This is a genomic window from Janthinobacterium sp. SUN206 (assembly GCF_030587305.1).
GTDB lineage: Bacteria > Pseudomonadota > Gammaproteobacteria > Burkholderiales > Burkholderiaceae_D > Janthinobacterium > Janthinobacterium kumbetense.
In genome coordinates this window covers 183,707-204,025 of sequence record NZ_JAPWIB010000001.1, presented here as the reverse complement: position 1 = coordinate 204,025, position 20,319 = coordinate 183,707, and the positions used below count along the sequence as shown (strand labels likewise).

Sequence of the window (20,319 nt, the reverse complement as noted above, 5' to 3'; positions counted from 1 at the left end):
TTTTACCTTCCCCCTTTGGAGTTAAATACATTTTTTGGCAATCCAGCATTATCAATCAACGTAGCTGGAGGTTTATAATGACCAGATCTGTCTGTCCAGTTGCTAATTGCACCTCGATTAGGCCCCATATTATTAAAGAACCGAATGGATCCAGCAAAATTAACCTCACCTCCACCACTTAAACCAAGGTGCGTGGAGAAATCGGGATTGCTATTTGGCCTTGTCACTTTAATTTCACCATTCGGCAAAGTAACAAAATCATACGATCCAGATGGTGTTATTTTTTTACCTTCAGGACTTTTCAACCAATAACGTCCACTTTCGTCTTGCAATAAATTCCTCACAGGAAATTGAGCTACTACTGCATGATCTGGATATAAATTCAACAACGTCCCACGATCTGTTATGTTTTGCCCGCTTGAAATATCTATACTTGGCCGACTCTGCACCACCGATACTGGATGGGCCATTCCTCCATCTGAAATTCCTTTAGCACCAGCATAAGGCTCATCTCCCACTGGAACATGAGGTCGGACTCCAACGGTTGCAGGTTTCGTCTCTAATACAGCTTCGGCCTGAAATACCTCCCTGCCCTGCCCCGGCTTCGGGCCACGATTATTACTCGCAATAGCTTTTCCACCTGCGATTGGTGCAATGACATCAATAATTATTGTTTCCGCAATTGCTCTCTTATCCCCCTCTGCTGCTTTTGCATAACGTTCAAGTTGTGTAGCGACAGCGGCATATTCAGGGCGAGGATCATTAATCAATGCAATTAAAAAAGGTAATTTTACCTCACTCATTTCACGATAACTTGTGGCTTTTATTCTATATGTATCGGAAATATTCTTTCCAAATAATTCTGCCTTCGCATTTTTTTTCTCCTGCAAATATACGCTATCACGATACCCACCACCTAGCCTGTCGATTTCATCAACAGCCAAACGAAGCTCCGTTCTGAGTGCCTGACATTGGGCACTTGTATCTGACTTACAACTCTCCAGCTTCGCATCCCGCTCAGCACTGCTTGCTTGCAACTGCTTTTCTCTTTCTTTATCACAGCCACTCCCTTTCGGATCCTTGGAACATGCTTTTGATATGGCGCTAAGTTCGAGAATTTCTTTGTGTTTCAGATAATTATTCGCCACCTCATTTGCCGCGGTCGCCGCTCCCGTCGCCCCACCAGCAGCGGCGCCCACCGCAGCACCCGCCGCCAGCGTCAACGCATCACGCAGCGTTTCAGGCATATCAAGTTGCTTCAGCTCCTTAGCGATGCTATCAGTCGACAACGCCGCCGCGCCTGCGCCCAAAGCACCATTGGCGCCACCGGCAAGCCCGCCAATTGCCGTGTGCAAGGCAACACGCGCGAGTCCATCCTCTTTCCAATTCTCTGTTAACTCAACACTTTGACGCGTTAACTCTGCGCTTCTTTCAGGATCGGTTTCTCGAAGCTTATATGCTTCATCTGCCAATGCAGTCGCTTCTTTCAGCTTATCGGAAGCATAGGTCCCCAGCTTCTCTGCAGCAGCTGCCGCAAACGCCGCCGTCACCTCCATCGTCGCCTGCAGCGCTGCCTTGTCAAAATTATTGCCAATCTTACCGCTGGAATCCACTCCAGTCGTTACATCGCGGTTCAGATCGGAGATAGCTTCATCCGCTCCCTTGCCCGTCGCTGCACGCTGAGCCGCATCATCGGTGATGACCAGAGTGCCGCCACTGATGCCGCTACGCGTAGTACTACTAGCGTTCTCGCTGAGCGCGACAATGGCAGGCAGGCCTGCGGTGGTGCCGCCTTTACCGCCAACATTGGTCAAATTCTTATTCTCTTCGGTCTCCTTGCCCGCTACCGAAAAACCGCCCGAAACACCCACACTGCTACCCTTCGATATCGCATGGTTGGCAATGTCGCTATGCGTCAGGGTCGCGGTGATCAAACTGCTGTTCAGCTTGCCCGCCTCCGTGGCACTGATGACGGCTCCCTTCAAGTCCGTATTGCCGCCCACCTTGATCTGGAAGCCGCCGTTGCCTGCCCTGATGCCGCTTTGCTCCTGCACGCTGGCATAGTCGTTGTGCATGTTGCTCTGGCTATAGCTGCCGCTGAAGCTGGCGCCAATGCCCACCGTACCGCTGGCGGAAATGCTCTGGCTCTTGCTGTCGAACTTGGCCAGGTCTTGCAAGCTTTCCAGGTTCAGATTGCCCTTGATGTCGGCAATCACCTGGTTGGCGCTGGCCACGGCGCCCTTGATGTTGGTGTCGCCACCACTTGTGATAACTAGCTTGTCGCCTGCATTCACATGGGTATTGAGCTGCGTCGTGCCGTCACCATCCTCATGGCCTTTGCTACCGCTGACGCTGGCCGTGAAGCCGAACGAGGTGCCCTGTGTACTGACGATCGCCTTCACGCCCACGGAGGCGCTCAGGCTCGAGCTCTTGCTGTGCTGGCTTTCCGTGTCCTGCGCGGCCAGCAGATTGACGTTATTGTCGGCATGCAGGCGGATATCGTTCTTCGCGTTCAAGTCGCTGCCCAGGATATTGATGTTGCTATCCTTGCCGCCGCCCAGGGCCGTGATGTTGATACTGTTGCCTGTCAACACGCTGCCGCTATGCGTGGTGCTAGCCGTATTTTGCGTCTGGATGCTTTCCGAATGGCCCGCCGTCAGGCTGATGCTGATGCTTGGACCGCCTTCCTTCATCATGTCCTTGGCAGCGTCCTTGGCGGCCATGGCCGCCGTGGCCGCCGCCATGGCCGTAACGCGGCCATCCTTGGCCGTGCTGGCCGCCGAACTCATGGTTTGCAAGGTCTGGATGGCGCTGATCACGCTGCCGCCCAAAGCCAGGGTCAAGCCATCCTGCGTCGTCTTGACTTCAAATTTCCCCTTCTCATTGTCCTTGCCCGGCTTGATGGTGACGCTCTTGCCGATGATATCGAGATCGGTAGCGGCAAGAATATCGCTGCCGCCTATCGTCACGTTATTGCCGGCAACCATCGTCAATGCACCGCCTGTGGCGCCGATCGAACTGCGCGCCTCGCCGCTTTGCAAGGTGGCGTCCCGCTCCTGATCCACCGTCGTGGTCTTGGTGCCATAGCTGAAGCCGATGCCGCCACTGCTCATGAAGCCGCTTTTCTTGGTACTCGTGTGATGCAGTTCGTATACCGTATTGGTGGCCGCGTCGATCGTGATGTTGTTGCCTGCGAGTAATCGCGTCGCGTCGTCGCTCAAGATGCTCGAACCAGTAACTTGCAAATCATGCCCGGCCTGCACCGTCACGCTGCTACCGCCAAGCGAGGTGCCGATGGCCGTGGTGGTATCGACCACATCGTGCTTGGTCGTCGTGGTCTTGTTCCAGAAACCCTTCTTCGTCGATTTGCTGGCAACATCAGTCACTTCGTTCTGGAAACCATTCACCAGGCTGATGTCATTGCCCGCCACCAGGCCCAAGGTACCGCCCGCCTGCACGTCCGCCGCGCGCGCCGTCAGATCATGGCCCGCCTGCAAATTGACGTTGCCGGCGCCCATGATCTGGCTGCCCACTTCGCCTGTCTTGCTTTCTTTGCGGTAATTGTCCGCGTTGCGCACTTGGTCGTGCGTCGAGGCGACGGTGACGGTATTGAGAGTCAGGTTATTACCTGCGACCAAGCTGGTCTGGCCATTCACGCCGGCATTGGCGATGACGCCACCGGTCAGCGTCAAATCACGCCCAGCCTGGGCGATCAGCGTATTGCCTTCACCCGTGCCAGTCACATACAGGCCTGCCACCTTGTCGACGACAGTACTGGTTTCGCTATTGCCCATCCCTTTCTTGCTGGCATTGCTGACAGTGGTCGTGACGATGTTGATGTCTCGTCCCGCGCTTGCAATGAGCTTGTCTGTCGCGATCACCTGGCCGCCAGTATTATTAATGTCATTGCCGGCCAGCATGACGATCTGCTTGCCGCCCAGCTCGCTGCCTTGGCTAGTGCCTTTGGTCGAGCTGTTGCCATACCAGCTTTGACGCGTTTCTGTATCCCGTGCCGTAGAAATGTCGATATTGCGTTCCGCAGACAGCTGCAGCGTTTCCGCTGCCTGGACATTTGCCGCTTTCAGCTGGATATTGTCACCGGCACTCAGGCGAATATCGCCGGCAGATGCAATCGTGCTGGCGGTTTCTTTGCTGGACGTATCGGTCATATGCCGCTTCCCAGGACCTGCCAATGTGAACTCACTACCGCTGCTCACCGTCGTGACGGCAATATCACGGCCGGCTGCGATGCCAATACCGCCACCGGCATCCGTATTCACGACGGAAGCGCCCGCGATAGTCACGTCGCGCCCTGCAGAAACCAGCAGATTGCCGCTGCCGGCCGTGCCATTGCCTGTGACATACAGGCCCGCCAGATTATCCAGGGTGGTACGACTGAAGCTGTTTTTGCCATCGCCGCCACTGGACGTCAGCGTGGACGTCTTCACGTTGATATCCCTTCCCGCACTGACTTGCAGCTCGCTATTGGCGGAAATGGTGCCGCTGATGTTGTTCAGGTCATTCCTGGCATGGGCCGAAATGGCGTCGCCAGTAATGCGCCCGCCCAGGTTGTCGATATTTTCCGCATTCAGCTTGACGATCGTGCGTCCGGCGATCGTACCGCTATTGGTCAAATCGCCTTCGAGATTCAGATTGACTTCCTTGCCGGCCAACAATCCGCCTTGCCCATCGATATCGCCCTCACGCACGCGCACATACACTTGCGGCGCCAATACCTTTTGAGTGCTGCCATCGGCCAGCACGACGTCCTGCTCCACCAGCCAGACGATATCGCTGGTCAGTCCCGCCATTTGCTCCGCTGTCAGCGCAATACCGGGACGAAGGTCCCATTGCTTGGCAAACGCGACACCTTGATCCATCAGTGCCTTGTACTGCTGTTCGTCACTGGTGTAATCGCCGACGAAACGCTGCCCTGTCAGCTCTGCGACTTGCTCGCGCACCAGGCGCTGCTCATAAAAACCGTCGCCCAGGCGCTTTTGCGTCACGGAGGGATCGTTTTTTACCTGCTTGAGCAGATAGTCGGAACCCGTCCATTCGCGGTAGCTGGCAAAGCGCGGATCGGTTTCCACCAGATAGCGGGACGATGGCGCAGAGCTCACTTTATACAAACTGGCGTTCGGAATCTGCAGCGATGACCCCGTGGTCCGCACCACTTGCGCACGCGTGGATGGGTTGCCCAGTTTCACTTGGGTAATGCCATTCATGCGTACCTGCCCCACTCTACCGACGGCGCCTGCGTGTGCCGCGCTGCCTGTCGAGGCTGCGATAGCCACGTCTTTCAGCGGGTTCAATCCGGTTCCGGTGCTTGCTTGCGCGCCGTTGACACCGGCCAGCGCAGTCGGCGCCAGCGTTGCAATTTCGCCGGCCCGGCCAAGCTTGGCGGCATCGGCAATACCGCCCGGCCCGCCCTTGCCCTGCACTTGATCTGCCGCAATGCCAGCCCCGGCGACGGGACCAAGGCCTGTATGCGAGCTGGCGTGGCTGCCGGCAATGCCACTCAACTGGGCAGCATTCACCGCCCCAAGCTCTCCAGCTTGGCCAAGGACGCCACCATGGGCCGCGCCGCCCGGCCCCTTGCCGCCCGACACGGCCGTGACCGCCCCCACAGACGAGCGAGACAGCAAGGCCGCATCAACGCCTGCGCCATGCTGGCCAGCGCCGCTGGCCGCATCAACGTGCGCGCCGGACACTGTGTCAACGGCAACAGTACGGGCCGCATCGCCCGTACGCGTGCTGCCCGTCGCACCGTGAGCGCCCGACACCGTGGCTGCGCCCTGTGCGGCAACGCTACCTGCCGCGCCTGTCGACACGTGGTTCAGTGATGTCCCTGTATCTGCAGCGATGCCTGTCGCGCCATCAAGCTTGCTGCCTGGCGTGACGCCAACAGCCGCATCGGTGACGGGATTGCCAGCACGGTCAGTCTTTTGGACAACACTGCCGCCATCGACACGATTAGTTTCTTGACCGCTGACATCGGCTTTCCGGATTTCTGTTGCCTCCGTAGAAAAAGCCGAAGTGCGCACATGCGTTTCCGCACCGCCTATGCGTTCCGCCGCACCACCAACGCCGTTTTTGACGGCACTGCCTGGTTTTGTGCCCTGGCCGCCGGTATTGGCATTTCCTTCATTGCGTGATGTGCTGGCAGAACTGGAGGGCTCAGTTACAGTCCGGTCTATGGGTGTATCAATTTTCGCCGTCACTGTTCTATGCTCAAATCCAATAACCGGTTTGAAAACTGTCATTTTTCCTTTCTCATGTACAGTTTTCTGCCCCTTCGTCGTCTTATTATTGAGAATCGCCCTATCCATATCCAAAGTACCACCTGCAATGATATGACTATTGTCATTCACAATGGCACTTGAGCTAATTTTCAAATTATTGCTTGCAATAATTCTCCCTGGATCAGAACTAACGACAACACTCTCATAGCTTGTGCGAGTCAGTTCACGCTTTGTGAAAACGGAATAGCCCCTGCCATCAGGTGCATTCATAAATAAGCTAGTATCCTTGGGGTCGTCTGGAAGAGCAAAAATATCCAAACCTAACGTGCCCTCTGTATACCAGATATCACTTCCTTTTCCTTGATACTCAGATATCGTCTCCGTCGTCATCCGCCCTTCCTCAAAAACCAGATGGTTATTGAGGACATTGACCTGATTCGCGCCCAGGTTCAAGCTCCCCAGCGCCTCGATCGTCGCGCTGGCATTCGTCACCGTTCCCGCCCAGCCCGTGGCGATGCGGTTGCCGTCCAGGTAGCCTCCGATGGCCATGTCGCCGCCGCTGAAGATCAGGCCATGTTCGCGGTTACTGAGTGTCGTCACACCAATGTCGAGCCGCTCGCGCGCCGCGATGGTGGCCGCCACGCCGCCCTCCACTTCATTGTTGACGGTAGCGCCACCGATGCTCAGATGGTCGCCGTAGATGCGGCCCGTGCCCATGTTGTTCAGCGTGCCCACGTTCAGTTGCGTGCTGATGCCGTCGATCACCCCCCGGTTGTTCAGCACGCCGCCGACATTGACGCCCGTCGTGCCCGCATTGATGTCGCCCGTGCTGGCATTGTCGAAATTGGCCGCGCCCAGGGTCAGCATGCTGAGCGCCTGGATTTTCCCGGCATTGGCCAACTGCCCGCCGATGGTGATATCCGCATTGCCGTTGGCCATGATCTCGGCGCCTGCGTTCAGCGTAAAGTTGCCGGCCAGGTCCAGCGCCATATCCTTCTGCGACAGCACCTTGCCATCGCCGCTCAGGCTGCCCGCGCGGATATCGGTGCGCTGGCCGCCGATGATGGTGCCGCCCGAGTTGGTGACGGCCAGTCCCCGGCCGGGGCCCGTGTCCTGCAGCGCCAGCGTGCTGCCGGCGCTGAGCATGCCCAGGGTGTTGTTGATAATGCCTGCACTGTTGATCGCCAGGTTGCCATCGGCGCGCACCGCGCCCTGCACATTGCTGACATTGGCACTGTTCAGGGTCACATGAATGCCTTCGATGCCCTGGTTCGCGCCCAGGGTGCTGGCATTGTCAATGGTGCCGCCCGTCACGTTGACAGCCGCGCCGGAGCGGATCAAACCTTGCTGGTTATTAATGCTGCCGCCACCAGCGTTCAGGCCGATATTGCCCAGGACCTGGATTTGCCCGCCCTGGTTTTGCAAGCCGCTCAAGGCCAGGTCCAGCGCCGACTTGCCGACCACCTGGCCGCCACGGTTATCCAGCTGGCCCACGCTGCCCGTGATGTTGCCGGCCGCGCCCAGATAGCCGCCCGCATTGTTCCAGCTGCCCGTTTGCAGACTGAGGCCGGCGCCGCTGCTGATGCCGCCAGCGCTGCCCGGATGGCGCACCGCGTACGCGCCCGCATTGGTGTTGAGTAAAGCGTTGCCATGCGTGTCGATGGTCATGGCGCCGCCCGATTGCAGCAAGCCGCCATCGTTGTCCAGGATGCCCGTCTGCAAGTTGACGGTTCCGGCACCCGCCAGGGTGCCCTGCGTATTGTTGAAAACCTGGCCATGCGTGTCGAGCGTGACGTTCGCGCCCGCAATGGTGCCCTGCCCGTTCCACAGACCGCCATTGCGCAGGATGATATCGCCGCCCGCTTGCAAAGTGCCGCCATTGTTGACGGTGGCGCCCGTGGACGTGACCGCCAACAGGCCTTGTACCGAGGCCAGCTTACCCCCGGCGCTGTTGTCGACGCTGGCCGCGTTCACGGTCATATTGCCCGTGGCGGCCAGCAAGCCGCCCGCATTGTTCAATGCCTGCACCACATTTGCAGTCAGCTGCCCGCCCGCCGTGGCGCTGCCGCCCTGGTTCAGCAGATTTCCGGCACCCAGCACGACATTGCCGCCGCCGGCGATGGCGCCGCCATGGCGGTTGTCGAGCACATTGCTTGCAGTCACCGTCAGGTTGGCCGTGCTGGCCGCCTGCAGCTTGCCGCCCTGGTTGTTCAGGGTCGGTGCGACGATACTGGTGTTGCCGTTGCTGGCAATCGTGCCGCCGCGGTTGTCCAGGCTGGTCGTCAATTGAATGCTGGTGTCGCCCTTGCCCAGCTGCGTCAGGTTGCCGCCCGCATTGTCCAGGGACGCGCCCGTCACGCTCACTTGCTGCGCGATGGTACTGGCGTTGCGGTGGTCAATGGCGCCGGCCGTGACGACCAAGGCGCCATTGCCCGTGATCTGTCCGCGCAGGTCGTTCAACTGCGCGGCTTGCAGGCTCAAGGTACCGCTGCCCGCGTGTTCGATCTTGCCATCCGTATTCGTCAGCGTACCCGCCTTCAGGCCCAGGTTGGCGCTGTTGACTGCGATGCGCCCGCCCGTGTTGTCCAGCACGCCTGCTGGCGATGTCAAGTCGATGGCCGTATTGCCCGCACCCGTCTGTACGATGCTGCCTTGCTGGTTGTTCAGCTTGCCGGCTGTGACGGCCAGCTGGCCGGCGCTGATGTCGCCGCGCTGGTTGGTCCACGTCTGACCATTCCCGCCGGCCGTGATCGTCAGGGCGCCGGGCGTGGTGACCACGGCGCCGCTGGTGCTGACATCGCCGCTTGTCGCCGTCAGGCCGATATTGCCAGCGCTGCTGCGGCTGCCGCCGAGGTCGACACTGCCGCCGCTCAGGACGGCATTGCCTGCCGCCAACACTTGCCCATGCGCTCCCAATGCCTGTTGCGCCGTGACCTGCAAGTTGCCGCTCGTCTGCAGGCTGCCATCGGCTTTCACACCCGCGCCGATCAGGCTGGCCGCGCCGCTGTTGACGCTGTTGGCACTGATCGTGTTGTTGCCCTGGGCCAGGATCACGCCGGCATTTTCCAGCGCGCCCGTCACGGTGAGCGTTTGTTCTGTGCCGGCAAACAGGCTGCCGCTGTTGCGCACGCTGCCCGCCGTCGTCGTCAGATTGCCGCTGGCAACGAGGCTGCCTTGCGCATTGAGCAGCTCATCCATCGTCAATTGCGCATTGCCGCCTGCCGCCTGCAACTGGCCCAGGGTATTGTCTACCTTGCCGCCAGCCAGCGTCAGGTCGCGCCCGGCAATGATCACGCCGCTAGTATTGTCCAGCTTGCCCGTCGCTGCCACATTGACATCTTGCGCAGACGCAATACGGCCATGATCGTTGAGCAACTCGCCCGTTTCCACGCGCACATTGCCGTTCGCTTCGATCTTGCCGCCGCTATTGTCCAGGCGCGTACTGGCCAGCACTGTCGCCGCGCTCGTGCCCAGCTGCGTGATCTGCCCCTGGCGATTATCGAGGATGCCGGCAGAGACGTTCACCTGCTGCGCCAGCAGGCTGGCGTTGCGGTGATCGAGGTAATTGGCCGCCACCTGCAGCGCGCCATTGCCCGTCAGCTGGCCCCGCTGGCTATACAGATTCGTTGCACGGATCTCCAGCACGCCCTTGCCTGCATGTTCGATCTTGCCGTCGATATTCGTCAAGTCGCCAGCCTGCAGGCGCAGATTGGCGCTGTTGACGGCGATGCGCCCGCCCGTGTTGTCCAGCTTGCCTGTTTCGATGAGCGTGTCGCCAGCACCCGTCTGTATCAAGGTGCCTTTGGCGTTGTCCAGGTTGGCAACGCGCAGGGCCAATTGCCCAGCGCTCAAGCTGCCGCCCTGGTTGACCAGTGCCTGCCCGTTGCCGGCATTCGCCGTGATGGCGAGCAAACCATTCGTCGACACGACCGCCTTGCTGGTCGTCACATTGCCCGTCAAGGCCGTCAAACCGATATTCGCCGCGCTGGTCTGGCTGCCGCCCGCGTCGACCGATGCGCCCGTCATCTGCAGCTGGCCCGCCGCCATGTTCTGGCCGCCAGCTTGCAAGGCGCCACGGGCCGTCACCGTCAGGTCACCGGCCGCGGCAAAGCTGCCATCGGCGCGCATGCCTGCCGCCAGCAATCCATTACCGCTCAGACTGCCCGCCGTGATCGTCGTATTGCCCAGCGCGGCGAGGCTACCTGTATTGCTGAGCAAGCCGCCAATGTCCAAGGTCTGGTTGCGTCCGGCATACAGCACACCAGCGTTGAGCACGTCGCCGCTGACCTTGGCTATGATATCGCTGCCCGCGCTGAGCGTGCCTTGCGCATTGCGCACGCTGGCCGCGTCCAGGCGCAAGGCGCCAGTGCCCGCCTGCAGCAAGCCGCGCGTATTGTCGATGGCGCCACCCAGGTGCAGATCGGTTGCCGCCGCGATCACGCCATCGGTATTGACGAGCGCGCCAGTGCTGGCGATGTCGGCGGATGTGGCCGAGGTGATCTTGCCTTTGGTGTTGTCAAGGCTGCCGGTCTGCACCGACAAGGTGCCGTTGCCAGCGATTTCGCCATTTGCGTTGTCCAGTTGGCCGGTCACGGCCACTGTCATGCCCCCCGCGCCCGTCTGCAGCAGATGGCCGCCCCGGTTGCTCAGGCTGTCTGCCTGCACGTTCAGGGACCGCCCCGTGGTGGTGGCGTTGGCGTGGTCGAACAAGCCTGCCTTCAGATCGACGGCGCCATTGCCGATGATACTGCCGCCTGCGCCCCGCAAGGTGGCCGCCGTGATGGCCAAGGTGCCGCTGCCCGCATGCTCGATCTTGCCGCCCGCATTCGTCAAGCTGGCCGTGCCCAGGGTCAGATTCGCGCTATTGACGGCGATGCGACCGGCGCTGTTGTCCAGTTTGCCCGTCTGGATGACGGTATCGCCCGAGCCCGTCTGGATGACGCTGCCCTTGGTGTTGTCCAGGTTGCCCACATGCAAGTCGAGCTGGCCCGCCTGCAAGGTACCTTCCGCGTTGTGCAAGGTGGCGCTCGTCGTGATGCTGAGCGCTCCTGGCGTCGTCACCACCGCCTTGTTCGTGCTGACATCACCCTGGGTTGCCGTCAGGCCGATGTTGGCGGCGCTGGTCTGGCTGCCAGAGAAGTCCACGCTGGCGCCTGTCACGTTCGCCTTGCCCGCCGCCAGATTCTGGCCGTGTGCAGCCAGCGTTTGCGCGGTGTTGATGGTCAAGTCACCAACCGTGCCCAGCTTGCCATCGGCCTGCATACCGGCGCCGATCAGGCTGCTTGCGCCGCTGTCGATAGTCTTTGCAGTGATGCTGTTGTTGCCTTGCGCCGCGATCACGCCCGTGTTGACAATGGCGCCGCTGGCGGTCAAGGTCTGGTTGCCGGCGGCGTACAGGCTGCCGGTGTTGTTCAGGCTCGCCAGGGTGGCGTTCAGGTTGGCGCCGGCAAACACGCTGCCCGCGTTGTTGTTCAGCTTGCCAACGCTCAAGGTCGCATCGCCCGCCACGGCCTGCAACTGGCCCTTGGTATTGTCGATATCGCCACCGGTCAATGCCAGATTGCGCCCCGCCGCCACCGTGCCTTCCGTGTTATCCAGGCTACCGATGTTCAACTTGGCATCCTGTGCCGCCACGATGCGGCCCTTGTTGTTCAACAACGTACCTGCTTTCACCAGAGCATCGCCATTGCCTTCGATATTGCCGCCCGTGTTGTCCAGCAAACCAGTCGCATTGACATTCATCAAACCTGTACCCGTTTGCGCCAGGCTGCCGGCACGGTTGTCCAGGCTGCCCGCGTTCACCGTCAGCTGATTGGCCACGGTGGTGGCATTGCGGTGGTCCAAGGTCGCAGCGGTGAGGTCCACTTTGCCGTTGCCCGTAATCTTGCCGAACTGGTTGTTGAACTGGCCCGCGTTGATAGCCAGCACGCCCACTCCCGCGTGCTCCAGCTTGCCATTGATATTGGTCAAGACGGAGGCGTTCAAAGCCAGGTTAGCGCTGTTGACGGCGATACGACCCGCCATGTTGTCCAGCTTGGCCGTGGTGATAACGGTATCGCCCGTGCCCGTCTGCACGATCTCCCCGCTGGCGTTGTTCAGGTTGGCCACGCTCAGTTGCAACTGGCCGGCCACCAGCTGGCCCTGCGTATTTACCAGTGACTGCGCGTTATGCGCGTTGGCCGTGATGGCCAGCACGTTGCTGGCGGAAATCACCGCCTTGTTCGTCACGACATCGCCAGTATTTGCCGTGATGGCGATATTCGCTGCGCCCGTCTGGCTATCCGACAAATCGACCGATGTACCTTTCAACTGAGCGCTGCCCGCCGCCAGGTTCTGCCCGCTCGCTTGCAACACGCCATCGGCATGGATGGTCAAGTCGCCTGCCGTACCCAGGCTGCCGTCCGCTTTCACACCGGCGCCCAGCAAGCCGCTGCTGGTCACTTTACCAGCGGTAATATGGGTGTTGTTGACGGAGGCGATCGACCCCGTGTTATTCAGTACGCCGCCCACCATCCACTGCTGGTTACGGCCTGCGTACAGCAGGCCAGCATTGTTCAGGTCACCGCTCACTTTCGCCGTCAGGTCCATGCCAGCGCTCACTGTCCCTTGCTGGTTCAGCAAGGTCGCCGCGTCAAGATGTAAATTGTCCGCCTGCAATACGCCGCGCGTGTTGTCCAGTGCAGTACCGCCAACCTGCAGATTGATGGTGGCGGCGATCACGCCATCCGTATTGTTCAGCACACCTTTGCTGATGACAGAAGCTGCTGCCGACGACGTGATGCGGCCCTTGTTGTTGTCCAGCACACCCGCCTGCACATTCAGCGTCCCCGTGCCCGCATGCTCGATCTTGCCATTCTGGTTCGTGAGCTTGACGGCATCGATATTCAAGTTCGTGCTGTTGACGGCGATGCGGCCAGCCGTGTTGTCAAGATTGCCCGTATGGATGACGGTATCGCCCGTGCCCGTTTGCAAGACAGTGCCCTTGGCGTTGTCCAGATTGCCTACATGCAAGTCGAGCTGGCCCGCCTGCAAGGTACCGTCCATGTTGTGCAAGGTGGCGCTCGTCGTGATGTTGAGCGCGCCTGGCGTCATCACCACCGCCTTGTTCGTGGCAACATCGCCCTGAGTGGCCGTCAGGCCGATGTTCGCCGCGCTGGTCTGGCTGCCGCCGATGTCGATGCTGGCGCCTGTCAGGGTCGCCTTGCCCGCCGCCAGGTTCTGGCCGTGTGCAGCCAACGTTTGCGCGGTGTTGATGGTCAAGTCACCAGCCGTACCCAGCTTGCCATCGGCCTGCATACCGGCGCCGATCAGGCTGCTTGCGCCGCTGTCGATAGTCTTTGCAGTGATGCTGTTGTTGCCTTGTGCCGCGATCACGCCTGTATTAATGATGGCGCCTGTTGCGGTCAGGGATTGATTCCCGGCCGCATACAAGCTGCCCGTGTTGTTCAAGCTGGCCAGTGTCGCGTTCAGATTACTGCCAGCAAACACGCTGCCTGCCGCATTGTTCAAGTTTGCAACGTTCAAGGTAGCGTTACCGGCCACGGCCTGCAACTGGCCCTTGGTATTGTCGAAGTCAGCACCGCTCAATGCCAGGTTGCGGCCGGCAGCCACCGTACCATCCGTATTGTCCAGGCTACCGACGTTCAACGCGGCATCCTGCGCCGCCACGATGCGGCCCTTGTTGTTCAGCAAGGTAGTGGCCTTTACCAGCGCATCGCCATTGCCTTCGATCTTGCCGCCCGTATTGTCCAACAAACCAGTCGCATTGACGTTCATCAAACCTGTACCCGTTTGCGCCAGGCTGCCGCTGCGGTTGTCCAGCGTGCCCGCATTGACCGTCAGCTGGTTCGCGATGGTCGTGGCATTGCGGTGATCCAAGCTAGTCGCCGTGATGTCGAGCTTGCCATTACCCGTAATCTTGCTGAACTGGTTGTTGAACTGGCCCGCGTTGATGGCCAGGATGCCGGCGCCTGCGTGCTCCAGCTTGCCATTGATGTTCGTCAATACCGTGGCGTTCAAAGCCAGGTTCGCGCTGTTGACGGCGATACGGCCAGCCGTGTTGTCCAACTTGCCTGTGGTGATGACGGTGTCGCCCGTGCCCGTCTGCACGATGTCGCCGTTGGCATTGTCCAGATTCGCGATGTTCAGCTGCAGCTGGTCTGCCACTAGTTGGCCCTGGGTATTGATCAGCGACTGTGCGTTGGCCGCATTGGCGGTAATCGCCAGCAGCTTGCTCGCAGAAATGACCGCCTTGCTGGTGATGACATCGCCAGCAAGGGACGTGATGGCGAGGTTCGCCGCGCCCGTCTGGCTACCCGACAGATCCACATTGTCGCCCGTCAGCACGGCATTGCCCGCCGCAAGGTTCTGGCCGCTCGCTTGCAAGAGGCCATCGGCGTTGATGCTGAGATCACCTGCCACGCCCAAGCTGCCGTCCGCTTTCACGCCGGCGCCCAGCAAGCCGCTGCTGGTGAGCTTTCCAGCAGATATAGTGGTGCTACCAACGGAGGCGATGGAACCGCTGTTGTTCAGCACACCGCCCACCGTCCATTGCTGGTTGCGGCCCGCGTACAGCAGGCCAGCGTTGTTCAGGTCACCGCTCACTTTCGCCGTCAAGTCCGTGCCGGCGCTGAGCGTGCCTTGCTGGTTCAGCAAGGTCGCCGCGTCCAGACGTAAATTGTCCGCTTGCAATATACCTCGGGTGTTATCCAGTGCAATACCGCCCACCTGCAAGTCGGCAGTCGCTGCCATCACGCCATCGGTATTGTTCAGCGCGCCCTTGCTAACGATGTCGGCCGCCGCGGCGGATGTGATACGGCCCTTGCTGTTGTCCAGCACGCCCGCCTGCACGGACAGGATGCCGGCTCCCGCATGCTCGATCTTGCCATCGCGGTTCGTCAGCGTAGTCGCATCGAGGGTCAGCTTGTCACTGTTGACGGCGATGCGGCCAGCCGTGTTGTCCAGATTGCCCGTCTGGATGACGGTGTTACCCGTGCCCGTTTGCAGCAACGTCCCCTTGGCGTTATCCAGGTTTGCCACATGCAGGTCGAGCTGGCCCGCCTGCAAAGTACCGTCCGTGTTGTGCAACGCGGCGCTGGTCGTCACGTTCAACGTGCCCGGCGTCGTCACCACGGCCTTGTTCGTGCGGACATCGCCTTGTGTCGCCGTCAGGCCGATATTGGCCGCGCTGGCCTGGCTGCCACTGATGTCGAGCGTGGCGCCTGCCAGATTGGCATTGCCGGCCGCCAGAATCTGGCCGTGTGCATTCAGCGCTTGCGCGGTGCCGATCGCCAGGTCGCCAGACGTGCCCAGCTTGCCATCGGCCTGGATACCCGCGCCGATCAGGCTGCTTGCACTGCTGTCGAGGCGATTGGCCTTGATGCTGGTATCGCCCTGCGCCGCGATGACGCCCGTGTTGACGATGGCGCCTGTTGCGGTCAGGGATTGATTTCCGGCCGCATACAGGCTGCCCGTGTTGTTCAAGGTATCGAGCGTGGTGCTCAGATTGCCGCCGGCAAACACGTTGCCTGCCGCATTGTTCAAGTTCGCCACGGTCAAGGTAGCGTTACCGGCCACGGCTTGCAACTGGCCCTTGGTATTGTCGATGTCAGCACCGCTCAATGCCAGGTTGCGCCCGGCGGCCACGATCCCTTCCGTATTGTCCAGACGATCTACATTCAACGTGGCATCCTGCGCCGTCACGATGCGGCCCGTGTTGTTCAGCAAAGTGTTTGCCTTCACCAGCGCATCGCCATTGCCCTCGATCTTGCCGCCCGTGTTGTCCAGCGAGCCGGCGGCATTGAGGCTCATCAAACCTGTACCCGTTTGCGCCAGGCTGCCGGCGCGGTTGTCCAGGCTGCCGGCGTTGACGGTCAGCTGATTGGCCACCGTCGTCGCATTGCGGTGGTCGATGGCGGCGGCAGTGATGTCAAGCTTGCCATTGCCCGTGATCTTGCCGGACTGGTTGTTGAACTGACCTGCGTTAATGGCCAGAACGCCCGCACCCGCGTGTTCCAGTTTGCCATTGATGTTCGTCAACACAGTCGCGTTCAACGCCAGGTTAGCGCTGTTGGCGGCGATACGGCCGGCCGTGTTGTCCAGCTTGTCCGTCCTGATGACGGTATCCCCACTCCCTGTCTGCACGATCTCGCCGCTGGCGTTGTTCACATTCGCCACGTTCAGCTGCAACTGTCCACCCACCAGTTGCCCTTGGCTATTCACCAGCGATTGTCCATTGTTCGCATTGGCGGTAATAGCCAGCAGATTGTTGGCGGAAATCACGGCCTTGTTCGTCAATACGTCGCCGCTGCGCGCGGTGATGGCGATATTGCCTGCCCCCGTCTGGCTGCCCGACAAGTCCACATTGTCGCCCGTCAGCACGGCATTGCCCGCCGCAAGGTTCTGGCCGCTCGCTTGCAAGAGGCCATCGGCGTTGATGCTGAGATCACCTGCCACGCCCAAGCTGCCGTCCGCTTTCACGCCGGCGCCCAGCAAGCCGCTGCTGGTGAGCTTTCCAGCAGATATAGTGGTGCTACCAACGGAGGCGATGGAACCGCTGTTGTTCAGCACACCGCCCACCGTCAGTTGCTGGTTGCGGCCCGCGTACAGCAGGCCGGTGTTGCTCAAGTCTGCGCTGAGGCGCGCCGTCAGGTCCGAACCGGCGCTGACCGTGCCTTGCTGGTTCAGCAAGGTCGCCGCGTCAAGATGTAAATTGTCCGCCTGCAATACACCACGCGTGTTGTCAATATTTACACCTACCACATGCAAGTCGGCGGTCGCAGCGATCACGCCATCCATGTTGGTCAGCGCGCCCTTGCTGGTGATATCTGCCGAGGCAGCGGACGTGATACGGCCCTTGCTGTTGTCCACCTCAGCAGCCTGCACTTGCACGCTGCCATTACCGGCGATGTTGCCGCGCGTATTGTTCAGGGTTTGCGCCACATCCACGCGCATCTGCCCTGGCCCCGTCTGCTGCAAGGTACCGTCGCTATTGTCCAGCTGGTTGGCCTGCACTGTTACCTGCTGCCCGGACGTAACGGCATGACGGTGATCAATTGTTTCCGCCTGGATATCAACCAGGCCATTGCCCATCACCTTGCCGCGTTCGTCATCGAAACGCACCGCGTCGATGCTCAGGCTGCCCGTGCCTGCGTGTTCGATGCTGCCGTCGCGGTTTGTCACAGTTTCCGCAGTCAGTGCCAGCTTGGCGCTGTTGACGGCGATGCGTCCGCCCGTGTTGTCCAGGGTGCTGCCTGTTAATACCGTGTCGCCAGTGCCCGTCTGGATCAAGGTGCCGCCGCGGTTGTCGAGCGGTCCCGTTGTGATATCCAACTGGCCCGCGCTCAGGGTGCCACGCACGTTCGACAGGGCCTGGCCGCTGCCGGCCGCCGCCACGGACAGCAGGCCCGTGGTCGTCACCAGTGCGTTATCGGTGACGACATTGCCGGCGCTGGCGTTCAAGGCGATGGCCGCGCCGCCCGTCTGGCTGCCGCTCAGGTCGATGGCGGAAGCATGCATGCTGGTCTTGCCAGCCGCCAGGTTCTGGCCGTGGGCCGCGATCGCTTGCCTGGCCGTCAGTCGCAACTGGCCACTGCCGGCCAGGCTGCCGTCGGCGCGGATGCCGGCGCCCAGCAAGCTGCCGGTCGCGCTGTCGATGCGGCTGGCGTCGATGCGGTTGTCGCCTTGCGCGGCAATGACGCCGCTGTTGCTGACGGCACCGCTCACCTGCAGCGCCTGGCTGCCGGCCGCATACAGGTTGCCGCTATTGAGCACTTCACTGGCCCGGGTGGCAAGATTGCCACCGGCAAACACGCTGCCGGCCGTATTGTTCAGCTTTGCCACCGTCAAGGCCGCATCGCCCGCCACTGCCTGGATCTGGCCGCGCGTATTGTCGACGTCGCCGCTGTCGAGGCGCAATGTGCGACCCGCCGCCAGGGTCGCCTCGGTATTGTCCAGCGCGCCTGTCGACAGCGCCACATCCGTGCCCGAGACGATACGGCCCTTCTGATTTTGTACATTCCCCGCCTGCACGCTCAAAGCGCCATTGCTTTCCAGCGCGCCACCGCGGTTGTCCAACCCGCCGCGCACCTGCACGCCGGTCGCGCCCTGGCCGCTCTGCGCCAGGCTGCCGCCCCGGTTATCCAGGGTAGCGGCGTCGACGCTGAGCTGCCCCGCCACCGTGCGCGCATCGCGGTGGTCGATGTGCTCGCCCGTCAGCGCCATGGCGCCATTGCTGAGGATGCTGCCGCGTTGCAAGTTGACTTGCGCTGCGCCGATCTCCAGCGCCCCCGTACCCGCATGCTGGATTTGCCCATCCTGATTGCTCAGGCTGGCAGCCTGCAGACGCAGGGCCTGGCTATTCGTGGCGATGACGCCGCGCGTATTGTCTAGCGCACCCGGCAAGCGGATGGCAAGATCACCGTTGCCCAGTTGCATGATCTGGCCGCCCACGTTCGACAAGCCGTACGCATTCACGCCCAGCTGCTGGCCAGTCAACTGCGCCGCATCGCTGCGCACGGTGTGCGCCGCGTCCAGTTGCAGGCGGTCACGGGCAGTGACCTGCGCGCGGCTGGCATCGAGGTCGCCCGCGCTGGCGCCCAGACTGACATTCCCGCCCGAAACTTGCGCCCCAGCAAGGTCCAGCTGGCGCGCCGCCAGAGTGCTGTCGCCGCCAGCCACGGCCGTGCCATGCATGGCAATGGTGTCGCCAGCAGAAACACTCAGCTTGCCGCTGGCAGCCAAAGTATTGTCCAGATTCAAGCCAGCCGCCAGCACCGAGCCAGCAGTGGCATCGATGCGCGCCGCCGCCCCCGTGGCGTGCACCTTGGCATTGCCCTGGGCCGCGATCACGCCGCTGTTGGCAATGTTGCCCTGCGCCTGCACCTGGCTGTCGCCGCCCGCATACACGGTGCCGCTATTGGCCACGTCGCCCGTCACGGCAATGCTGGTCTGGCTGCCCGCGCCAGCGGACTGGATATTGCCGCTATTGCTCAGCCAGCCATTCGATTGCAGCACCAGATTACCCGCCGTGGCCGCCAAGACGCCCGCATTGCGCACACCCAGGCCCGCTTCCGTGCCGATCAGGGTGATCTTGCCCGCGTACATACCGCCCAGCTGTGCCACGTCCAGCGCGTAGGCCGGTGCCGGCCCCACGCCAGCAGTACCGCCCGCCACGCCATGCGCCGCATCGATCTGGTTCGCCCCCGTCACCACTTTCAATTCCTGCGCCCAGATGCCGCCATTGATCTGTGCGGCGCGCGCCAGGATGGCCGTGTAGTCGCTCAGCGACGTGTCCAGTCCACGCCCGTTGATGCTGACCACGCCGCGCTGCACCATGTAACCGTCCAGGCTGCCGCCGTTGAGGATAGGCGTGCCCGTCGTCAGCGTGACCCGGCTGGCATTGATGAAACCGCCGCCGTCGATGGCCACGCCGGCCGGGTTGGCGATGACGACCTCGGCCCGCTGCCCGGCCACCTCGACATAACCGCGCAGCTGGCTCGGGTTGGCCGAATTGACTTCGTTCAATATCACGCGCGCGCTGCCGCCCGCCAGCCATGGATTGCCTTGTACCCAGCCGCCCGTCTGCGTCTGCACGTTGCCGCGGCTATTGTTGAGGATGGCGCCATTCGCCGTCACGTCGAACTGGCTGTAGGTATTGCGCGACACGCCCGCCGCGCTCGGCGTCTGGATGTTGACCTGTGTCACGCCGTTCGCGCTTTGCACCACGGTCGGACGCTGGCGGCCCGGCGCGTTCGGATCAACCACGATCTGTCCCATGGCCGGACCGGCGACAAAGGCCACCATGCCCAGCGCGCCAAATATCGCCAAGGCCAGGGGCCGCAATTTGGCATTGACCCCGCCACCGCCATCACCGCCAAAGACACCACTGTCCAGGCCTCCCTCTCCCTTGGCAGCCTTGCCTTGCGACGAAGCATTTTCGGCGACGACCATCAATTGGCCACGGCGTTTGTTGAAGATGATGCGGTACAGGTTCTTGTTCATGAAAGTCCTAATAGCGGCCAAATACAGGGAAAGGAAAACGTCTGGCGGATGGCTGCGTTTAGTGACTTAATTCTTT

1 protein-coding gene is annotated in these 20,319 nt (G+C 61.1%); it reads right to left on the bottom strand.

Features of this window, described 5'->3' with window-relative positions; genetic code table 11:
* Window positions 1–2: 2 nt before the first annotated feature.
* Entirely contained in the window at window positions 3–20,243 is a 20,241-nt protein-coding gene (locus O3300_RS00835; RefSeq protein ID WP_305051666.1) for a hemagglutinin repeat-containing protein, read from the bottom strand.
* Window positions 20,244–20,319: the final 76 nt, after the last annotated feature.

Excerpts from the sequence above, each read along its gene's own strand:
- O3300_RS00835 (WP_305051666.1), bottom strand. The coding sequence starts at position 20,243 with ATGAACAAGAACCTGTACCGCATCATCTTCAACAAACGCCGTGGCCAA.